At 63.9% G+C, this 9,333-nt stretch carries 9 protein-coding genes; 3 read left to right on the forward strand and 6 right to left on the reverse strand.

Translation table 11 applies throughout. The annotated features are described in order from the left end of the window. Positions 1–63 precede the first annotated feature (63 nt). Positions 64–1,464, forward strand: coding sequence for an AAA family ATPase (locus WCB02_RS35080; RefSeq protein ID WP_423965923.1), 1,401 nt, complete (start codon positions 64–66; stop codon positions 1,462–1,464). Between the two features lie 34 nt (positions 1,465–1,498). Continuing rightward, positions 1,499–2,428, forward strand: a complete 930-nt coding sequence (locus WCB02_RS35085) for a CHAD domain-containing protein (RefSeq protein WP_423965907.1) — start codon at positions 1,499–1,501, stop codon at positions 2,426–2,428. 23 nt (positions 2,429–2,451) lie between these two features. Here WCB02_RS35085 and WCB02_RS35090 read toward each other — a convergent pair whose 3' ends face one another. After that, a complete protein-coding gene (locus tag WCB02_RS35090) occupies positions 2,452–4,125 on the reverse strand; it encodes a PHA/PHB synthase family protein (protein WP_423965925.1) in 1,674 nt (557 codons plus the stop codon). Between the two features lie 242 nt (positions 4,126–4,367). After that, complete coding sequence (locus WCB02_RS35095; protein WP_423965909.1) at positions 4,368–4,766, reverse strand: hypothetical protein; 399 nt, start codon at positions 4,764–4,766, stop codon at positions 4,368–4,370. Between the two features lie 200 nt (positions 4,767–4,966). Here WCB02_RS35095 and WCB02_RS35100 point away from each other — a divergent pair, with 200 nt between their 5' ends. Beyond that, positions 4,967–5,695 carry a CBS domain-containing protein gene (locus WCB02_RS35100; RefSeq protein WP_423965911.1) on the forward strand — a complete coding sequence of 243 codons (729 nt, stop codon included), beginning with the start codon at positions 4,967–4,969 and terminating at the stop codon, positions 5,693–5,695. An 18-nt stretch (positions 5,696–5,713) separates the two neighbouring features. Here the strand turns inward: WCB02_RS35100 and WCB02_RS35105 are convergent, their stop codons facing one another. The 4 genes from WCB02_RS35105 to WCB02_RS35120 are packed head-to-tail and all read right to left on the reverse strand — an operon-like array spanning position 5,714 to position 9,250. Continuing rightward, a complete protein-coding gene (locus tag WCB02_RS35105; RefSeq protein WP_423965914.1) occupies positions 5,714–6,553 on the reverse strand; it encodes a phosphodiesterase in 840 nt (279 codons plus the stop codon). A 17-nt stretch (positions 6,554–6,570) separates the two neighbouring features. Beyond that, complete coding sequence (locus WCB02_RS35110) at positions 6,571–7,647, reverse strand: ABC transporter ATP-binding protein (protein WP_423965917.1); 1,077 nt, start codon at positions 7,645–7,647, stop codon at positions 6,571–6,573. Then, positions 7,644–8,429: an ABC transporter permease gene (locus tag WCB02_RS35115; protein ID WP_423965919.1), complete on the reverse strand. Its 786-nt coding sequence runs from the start codon at positions 8,427–8,429 to the stop codon at positions 7,644–7,646. The genes WCB02_RS35110 and WCB02_RS35115 overlap by 4 nt, the downstream gene beginning before the upstream one ends. A gap of 5 nt (positions 8,430–8,434) precedes the next feature. Continuing rightward, entirely contained in the window at positions 8,435–9,250 is an 816-nt protein-coding gene (locus WCB02_RS35120) for an ABC transporter permease (RefSeq protein WP_423965921.1), read from the reverse strand. Positions 9,251–9,333 lie beyond the last annotated feature (83 nt).

The following is a 9,333-nucleotide window of genomic DNA, read 5'->3' on the forward strand; positions in this document are numbered from 1 at the left end:
ATCGATACCCATGCGGCGTCGGTTTTCCTCGAAGGCGACCGTGCGCTGAAGATCAAGCGCGCCGTGCGCTTTCCCTTCCTGGATTATTCGACGCTGGCCAAGCGCAAGACCGCCTGCGATGACGAGATCAGAGTCAACCGGCAATTCGCGCCGCAAGTTTACCGCCGCGTCGTTCCGATCACCCGGGATAGCGACGGTCATTTGGGCATCGATGGCGCCGGCACACCGATTGAATTCGCCGTCGAAATGGCCCGCTTCGATGAGCGGCAGACCATCGATCACCTGGCGGAAGCCGGGCCGCTCGATGCCGGCCTCGTCGATGGCATCGCAGACGCGATCGCAAACTCCCACAAAGTGGCGCCACGCGCCGACGCAGTTCGCTGGATCCGGTCGATTGCCGGGATCATCGCCGACAACACCGCCGCATCCCTGGCCGCGGGCCGTTTTGCCGCCGACGAGATCGATGACCTGCACAAGGCATCGCTCGCGGCATTTTCCCGGATCCGCGGATGCTTGGAACAACGCGGCCGGCAAGGGCAGGTGCGCCGCTGCCACGGCGATCTGCATCTGGCGAACATCGTGTTGATCGACCAAAAGCCCGTGCTGTTCGACGCCATCGAATTTGACGAGACAATCGCCTCGATCGATGTGCTCTATGACCTCGCTTTCGCACTGATGGACCTGCTGCGCTATCGACGGCGGGCAGAAGCAAACAGGCTGTTCAATCGCTATCTCTCGATCACGCCGCCCGAGAATCTCGACGCGCTCTCGGCGCTCCCGCTGTTCCTGTCGATGCGTTCGGCGATCCGCGCCCATGTGCTGCTGGTGCGACTTGATCGGGCCACGTCCGACCAAGCCGGGATCATTGAAACGGCGGGGGCCTATTTCGGATTGGCGCGGGCCTCGATCCATCCGCCGGCTCCGATGCTGATCGCCGTCGGAGGATTGTCGGGCACCGGGAAGTCTGTCTTGGCGCGCGCGCTCGCTCCTCTCGTCGCGCCGCTGCCGGGAGCCGTCGTGCTGCGCAGCGACGTGCTGCGAAAGCAGCTGTTTGCTGTCGGGGAAACCGAGCGGTTGCCGGCGAACGCCTATGACGCTGAGGTCGGCGCGCAGATCTACGACACCATGGCGCGACGCGCGAGCCAGGTTCTCGCGCAGGGTCATTCCGTTATCGTCGACGCGGTTTTTGCCCGCGAAGCGGAGCGAGCCGCAATTCGGGACGCGGCGCGCAGGGCAGATACTGGTTTCGTCGGCCTGTTTCTGGTGGCGGATCTCGCGACCCGGCAGAGCCGTGTCGAACGGCGCAAGGCGGACGCCTCCGATGCGACGCCCGAGATTGCCGAGCTTCAGGAGACCTATGATGCCGGCACGATCGATTGGGAGGTCGTCAGCGCCGCGGGCACGCCGGAAGCAGTTCTGCAAGAGTGCGAGAAGCTGATCGCCGACCTCACGACGGCCAGTTGATCCCGGGTCGTTCATGCTGCGAGTACCAAGACCGGTGCCAAAACCAGTCAGCCGGCCTTCCTCCCGCGCCAAGCCGCAGCGGCGCCAGCAGGCGGTGTCCAGGCTCAATTTCGCGATGCCTTGCGACACCGCGTTTCGCATCGTGGCGCGCCGCCATCTCGCCGAACTGGCCGCCCACCAGGAAGCGACGGGCAAAGCCGATCCTGACGGCCTGCACCAGATGCGGATCGCGCTGACCCATCTCCGGGCCACCGTCCTGTTTTTTTCGCCGATGGTCGATGATGCCGTCGGCGCGCAGCTCCGAAACGAGCTAAAATGGCTGAACAGCCTGCTCGGCTCGCTGCGCGATCTCGACGTCGCCATCGATCGCGTCAGGGCGACGAATCCCGAACAGCCGGACACGATCCCGCATTTCCAGGCCTGGCGCGACAAGCGGGTGGAAGGCCAGCGCGAATTGACGCAGGCGCTGCAGTCAGCCAGATACCGTCGCCTGATCGAACGCCTGTCGCGCTGGATCGAGAGCGGACCGTGGAGCACGAAGGCGGGCAGGCAAGCGGCGCAGCAGCGCGGCACGCCGATCGGCCCCTACAGCGCCGAAAAACTCGGGCAGTGGGAGCAGAAGCTTCTCGAAAAGAGCCGCAAGCTGCGCCGCATGAGTCCCAGGAAACGCCATCGGGTGCGGCTGCTCAACAAGAAGCTGAACTATTCGATCGAGTCGGTCGCCCGCCTCTTGAGGGATAAACGGCTTTCCAAGCAAAGGCGTGCGATCAAGCATTTGCGCAAGGCGCAAAAAAGCCTCGGACAGTTGAACGACGATGTCAGGGCGCGCGCCCTGCTGCGCGAGCTGCGGCAGGAGGGCTTCAAGACGCCGATGCAACTGCTTGGGCCAAAGGGCGAAAGGCGGCTGCTGCGGGCCACGACGGAGGCCTATCGCAAGCTGGCCAAGCTGAAACCCTGGACATGATCGCAGTCCGCAACCCAACGCGGTCAGAGGCGGACATAGTCCCCGGGCGCGTCGGGCAGGCCCTGCGCTTCCGAGCCCGCGACACCGATGCGCGGCGGTTCGCACGCCTCCCCGGACCGCGCCGTCAACCAGCGGGTCCATTCGGACCACCATGACCCCTCGGCCTGCGGCGCCGCCTTCAGCCATTCGTCGGGACCGAGATAGGGCTCGTGCTCGGCCTTGGTCTTGACCTGATAGGAGCGGTCCTGCCCGCCGGGCGGCGCCACGATGCCGGCGTTGTGGCCGCCGCTGGTCAGCAGGAAGGTCACGTCGACATCGACCTGATAGTGGATCTTGTAGACCGATTTCCAGGGCGCCACGTGATCCCTGACGGTGCCAACCACGAACAGCGGCGCACGGATATCAGACATCGCGATCGACTTGCCGTCGACGAGGTAGCGCCCCTCGGCAAGGTCGTTATGGAGAAACAGCTTGCGCAGATATTCGGAATGCATGCGGTAGGGCAGACGTGTCGCGTCGGCATTCCAGGCCATCAGGTCGCTTGGCGGCGAGCGCTCGCCCAACAGATAGTCGCGGGAGACCCGCGACCATATCAGGTCGTTCGAGCGCAGCAGCTGGAAAGCGCCAGCCATTTGCGTGGTGTCGAGCACGCCGCGCTGCCACATCATATCTTCGAGAAACGCGACCTGGCTTTCGTTGATGAACAGGGTCATCTCACCGGCCTCGGTGAAATCGGTTTGCGCGGCGAGCAGCGTGATCGACTTCAGCCTGTTGTCGCCGTCGCGTGCCATCGCGGCCGCGGCGATCGACAATAGCGTCCCCCCCAGGCAATAGCCCAGTGCGTGAATCTGCCGGCCCGGAACGACGGCTTCGATCGTCGCCAGTGCGGCCATGACGCCGAGCGTGCGATAATCATCGAAGGCGATGTCGCGATCATCGGGCCCCGGATTGCGCCAGGAAATCATGAACACGGTGAAGCCTTCGCCGGTCAGATATTTCACCAGCGAATTGTGCGGCGACAGATCAAGAATATAGTATTTCATGATCCAGGCCGGCACGATCAGGATCGGTTCCGGATGCACCTTGCCGGTGGTCGGAAAGTACTGGATCAGCTCGATCAATTCGTTGCGGAAGACGACCTTGCCGCGCGAGGTCGCGACGGTCTCTCCGACGATATAATCCCCTTCTGGCTTGGCCGGCCCGAGCGCGCGCGTCAGGTCGCTGCACCAGTTCTGCCAGCCGAACACGAAATTCTCGCCACCGCTCTGGAACGTCTTTTCCAGCACCTCGGGATTGGTCGCGGCAAAATTGGACGGCGCCAGCATGTCGAGGACCTGCCGCACCGAGAATTCGACCACCGCCTCGTTCGCCGGCGCAACGCCGCGCACGCCGGTGGTGGTGGTGTGCCACCATTGCTCACCCAGGAGAAAACCTTGCGCCAACAGATTGAACGGCGGGCTTTGCCACTGCGGGGCGGCAAACCGCCGATCCTGCGGCTGCGGCCTGGCCAGCGACCAGGGTTTTTGGCCCGGCGCGGCATAGTGCAGTACCGCGTCGATCCATTTGCCGACGCCACGAATGGCTTCCTGAGCAATCTCCGTCTGCCGCTGCGGCGCCGCCGCCAGATGCGCGGCCCAGTCGATATAGGCCAGCGAGAGCGCGACGGGGGAGATACCGCCGGTGAAGCGCGCCACCATCGCGTGAAACGCGCGATCAGCCTCATGGCCCTCCGGCGGCGAATCGTGATCGGGCTCGGACACGTGCTCCGTGCTGGCGCTGGCGACGACAGGGGTGGGCTGCCCCGCGGCAAGGCCAGCGACCGCAGCACGAGCGGGAGGCGGCAACGCGAGCACCTCAGTTTTCGGTAACGTCGATGTCGACACGGAATTGTCTCTATTTTTTCGGTAGGATTTTGGCTCCGTGACGTCGGGACGACAAATCAGCTATGCAGCCGCTCACGCAGCAGATTGGAGGTGGTCTCGATCATCCGCTGCCCATGCTTGAAGAGCCGTTCACAATCACGCCGAATGAAGTCGATCTGGTGCTGCCCGCATTCTTCGTACATCGTCTTGATATTGTTAACCGAATGCGCTCCCGCCATTTTCGAGACGAATTCCGTGAACAGATGCGTCTCGGTTCGCGCCCGATCCAACAACTCATCGCTGGCGAACACAAGCTCCTCGAGCATCACCCGCTGCGCACCGAACAGGAAATCCAGAGCATACTTTTTTGCCTGCCCCAGATTCACTTGAGTCAAGTTCGCTTGAGCAGAGCCCGCAACGGCATCGAAGGCCGGTTGTTCCGTGATTTCGGCGCGCGGTTCGGAGAGCTCAGTCATGGAAACCTCCTGCTAACTAACCTGCGGTGTTGCGCATTTTATTTTTGTTAAGCATACGCCCCATGCGGACGACCGCATTGAGCTGCATCAAGGCGATGGAATACAAGCCAAAGGGCGTTTGACCTCGATCAAATCGGCATGCCGCAATGCGGCTAGCCTGAGTTATATCAGTTTCAATTTTCGAACTCGCGGAGCCTCCCATGCGCGCCCATCAGATCATGACCCGGCCGGTCATCACCGTTACGCCCGAAACCACGATCGTCGACGCTGCGAACATCATGTTGCAGAAGCACGTGAGCGGGCTGCCCGTGGTCGATGCCACAGGCAAGCTCGTCGGTGTCGTCTCGGAGGGCGATTTCATCCGCCGCAGCGAAATCGGAACCCAGCGCAAGCGCGGCCGCTGGTTGCGGTTCATCCTCGGCCCCGGCAAATCGGCCTCCGATTTCGTTCACGAACATGGCCGCAGGGTCGACGAGGTCATGACCAAGTCGCCGATCACGATCACCGAAGATACGGCGCTGGCCGAGATCGTCGACATGATGGAAAGGAACAACGTCAAGCGGCTGCCGGTGGTTCGCGGCGACCAGGTGGTCGGCATCGTCTCGCGCGCCAACCTGCTGCAGGCGGTTGCAAGCCTCGCCCGCCAGGTCCCCGATCCGACCGCCGACGACGATCACATCCGCGAGCGCGTCATCGATGCGATGGAGAAGAACGACTGGTGCCCGTTCGGCCTCAGCGTGATCGTGAAAGATGGCATCGTCCATCTGAGCGGCGTGATCACCGAAGAGCGGTCACGGCAGGCCGCCGTCGTCGCCGCCGAAACCGTCGATGGCGTGAAGAAGGTTCACGATCATCTCTGCTGGGTCGACACCATGTCGGGCATGTACCTGAACTCGCCGGAAGACGACGATCTCGCCAAAGCGAGCTGAAGATCGCGAGCCGAGCGATCACAACAGCTTGCCGTCCGGGCCGAAAAATGAATGTGGCCCATCGAACTCGCCGACCGGCACTTGATGGGTCACGAGATTGCCGAACCCCTCCCCGGGAAACCAGGTGTGGAGGTGGAAAGCCGGCGGCTCGATCTTGAACGACGGCTCGCGCAATTCTGCCAGATCGAGATCGACGGCGTGATTGGGCGCGGGACAGACCGTGGCCGGCACGCTGGCGAATATTGCGAGCGTCGCGCGATGGACGTGACCTGACGCGATCAGCTGCACGCGCGGATGGCGCCGAACGATCAGCGCCAGTTCGCCAGAATTATGCAGGTTCTGGTGATCCATGTGCCAGATGCCCGTGATGAACGGCGGATGGTGCAGGAACAACAGCGCGGGCCGGTCCGCCGATGCGGCAAGCGTGACCTCGAGCCATTGCAGCGTCGCGCCGTCGAGCGTGCCGTGCGGCTTGCCCGGCACGCTCGAATCCAGCAGCACCAGATCGAGCTCGGCGAGCTCGATCTTCTGATTGAGCGGACCTGACGAAAATGCGTAACGCGCGCTCGGAAACGCCGCGCGCATCAGTTCGCGGCCATCATGATTGCCGGGAATGCCGCCGAAGGGGAGTTCGAGCGGCGCCAGCAGGCGTAAGAGATGCTGGTACTCTTCGGCGGCAGGCGTGTCCGCGAGATCGCCCGAGATCACCACGAAGTCAGGTGCCGGCCTGAACGCGTTCAAGCTCGCCACGCAGCGTTCCAGCGCTTTCGCGGTATCGACCCGGCCATAGGCCAGCGAGCCCGGTGGCTTGATATGCAGATCGGAAATCTGCGCGATACGAAGCTGTTGCGACGGCATGCGTGTTTCTCCCCAGCTCAGTCCCCAGGCGGCAACAGGCGAACGGCGTCCGGCGCGATCAGGAGCCCGACCCGCTCGCCGGGCCTGGCCTGAACCGTGTTCGGCGCATCCACTATCAGCGGCTTGTCGGAGGCCCCGCTGACGACCACACGCTGCCGGTCGCCGATGAAAATGACGCTTTCGATGGTTCCGGACAAGGGCGCGCCGGCGAACTCGACGATGCCGATGGTTTCGGGGCGGATCATGGCGATTGCGGCCGGCTGGCTTTGATCGCCGCCGAGCGGTTGGCGGCCGCCGGGCAGCACCAGATGACCACCTTCGAGCGGCGCCTCGATGATATTCGCGGCGCCGATGAACTCGGCCACGAAGCGGTTTTGCGGCGTGAAATAGATCTCGCGCGGCGAGCCGATCTGGGCGATCGCTCCCTTGCGCATCACGACGATGCGATCGCCGAGCTCCATGGCTTCGGCCTGGTCGTGGGTGACATAGATCGTGGTGATGCCGAGCGCCCGCAACAGGCGATTGAGCTCGCTGCGCAGCCGTTCGCGCAGCGCCGCATCGAGCGCAGTGAGAGGCTCGTCCAGCAACAGGATGCCCGGCCGGATCGCGACCGCGCGGGCCAGCGCCACGCGCTGGCGCTGGCCGCCGGAGAGTTGATCGACGCGGCGATTCTCGAGCCCCGTGATATTGGTCAGCGCCACCAGCTCAGCCACGCGCGCGGCCCGCTCGGCCTTGGGCACGCCGCTGATTTTCAGGCCATAGCCGATATTGTCGGCGACGCTCATGTTGGGAAACAGCGCGTAGGACTGGAACACCATGCCGACGTTGCGCCGTTCGATCGGCACCGAGGTCATGTCCTTGCCGTCGAACAGCACTTTTCCGCCGGGATCGGGCAATTCGAGGCCGGCGATGATGCGCAGCATCGTGGTCTTGCCGCAACCGGAGGGACCGAGCAGCACCAGCGTTTCGCCGCGCGCGATATCGAGGCTGGCCGGCTCGAGCGCGCGGGTGCCGTCGGCAAAGGTCTTGCCGCAGGTCTCGATACGCACCGAGGCGCCGTGTCCCTTCACGATATGTCCCATCACGATGGTCATCCTCCCCGCTCCCTCTCGGCGAACATCTGCATGGCGACGAGGAGCGGGATGATCATGACAAAGAAGATCAGCGTGTAGGCCGAGGCCACCTCCAGCCGCATCGACGCGTAGCTGTCGGCGAGCCCGATCGGCAGCGTCTTGGTGAGCGGCGTGTGCAGCATCCAGGTCAGGTTGAACTCGCCAAGCGAGAGCGTGACCACCATCAGGCTGCCGGCGAGAATGCCAGGCATCGCGTTGGGCACGATGACATCGAAGAACCGCCGCGCCGGCGAAGCCCCGAGCGAAGCCGCCCCCTCGTCGAGCGTCCTGATATCGACGGTCGAAAACACCGCCATCACCGAGCGCACCATGAACGGCATGGTGAACACGACATGGCCGGCCAGGATGAACAGCCAGGAGCGGCGGAACTGCCCAAAGCTGCCATAGGTCAAGAGCAGGCCCAGCGCGATAGCAAGCCCCGGTATCGCCAGCGGCAGCGTGATGATCTCCTCGACGATACGCGACAGCCGCCCACCTCGCACATGCAGCGCGTAGGCGGCGGGAACGCCGACCAGAAGCGTCACGGCAAGCGTCGCGAAGGCGATCAGAAACGACAGGCCGATGGTGCCGGCATAGAGATCGAACACTTGCGCCACCCATTGCAGGGTCAGGCCCGAGCGGATGCCGCGAAAATAATTCACGGTCACGCCGGCCATGATCGACAGGCCCGCGGGCACCCCCAGGAACGCTGCGACAAGCAGCGTGAACAGCAGCTGGCCGGTGAAGATCAGGCGATCCCGCATCAACGTCATCCGGCCGCGGCCACCGCGCCGCCGCTGAACGATCGGGCGAGCGCCAGGATGAACCAGGTGATCAGCCCGAGCCCGACCGACAGCGCGGCCGAGGTCGCGAAATTCGCGGCCAGCGTGAACTCGGTATAGATCAGCATCGGCAGCACATCGATATCGGTCGCAAGCGTGAAGGCGGTGCCGAAGGCGCCCATCGCGGTGGCAAAGGCGATGGCGCCCGAGGCGATGAAAGCCGGCGCCAGCGCCGGCAGCACGATGTCCCGCTGCACCGCCCAGGGGCTCGCGCCGAGCGAGCGCGCGGCCTCTTCCAGCCCGACATCGAGCTTCTGCACCGCGGCCATGACCGTCAGGATGACGCGGGGAATCGAGAAATAAAGGTAGCCTAACAAAAGCCCGTCAATCGAATAGGCAAAGACCAGCTTTTCGCCGATCAGCCGGTTCGACAGATCGCCGATCAGGCCCTGGCGACCGGCGAGCAGGATGATCATGAAGCCGACCACGACGCCGGGAAACGCCAGCGGAAAGGTCAGCATGGCAATGAGGACGGCACGCCCGGGAAACCGATGCCGCTGCAGGAACATGCCGGCGATCGTCGCCACCACCAAGGTCACCGCAGTGGTCACGCTCGCGAGCACAACCGTGTTGATCAGGCTGGTGCGGTAGCGCGGTTCGGTCAGGATCGCCAGATAGCCCGCGATCCCGAGCGGCCCTTCCGCGCCTGACATGATCAGCCGGACCATCGGCAGGACGAAGAACGCCACGGTGACGACCGCGAGCGGCAGCAGGCACAGCCAGACAAAGGATCGATGCGACATCAAGGAATGGTGCCCCGCCCGCTATGCCCAGAGCCTCCTATCACTACTTTCGTCATGGCCGGGCTTGTCCCGGCCATCCACGT

Source organism: Bradyrhizobium sp. (assembly GCF_049581145.1).
GTDB lineage: Bacteria > Pseudomonadota > Alphaproteobacteria > Rhizobiales > Xanthobacteraceae > Bradyrhizobium.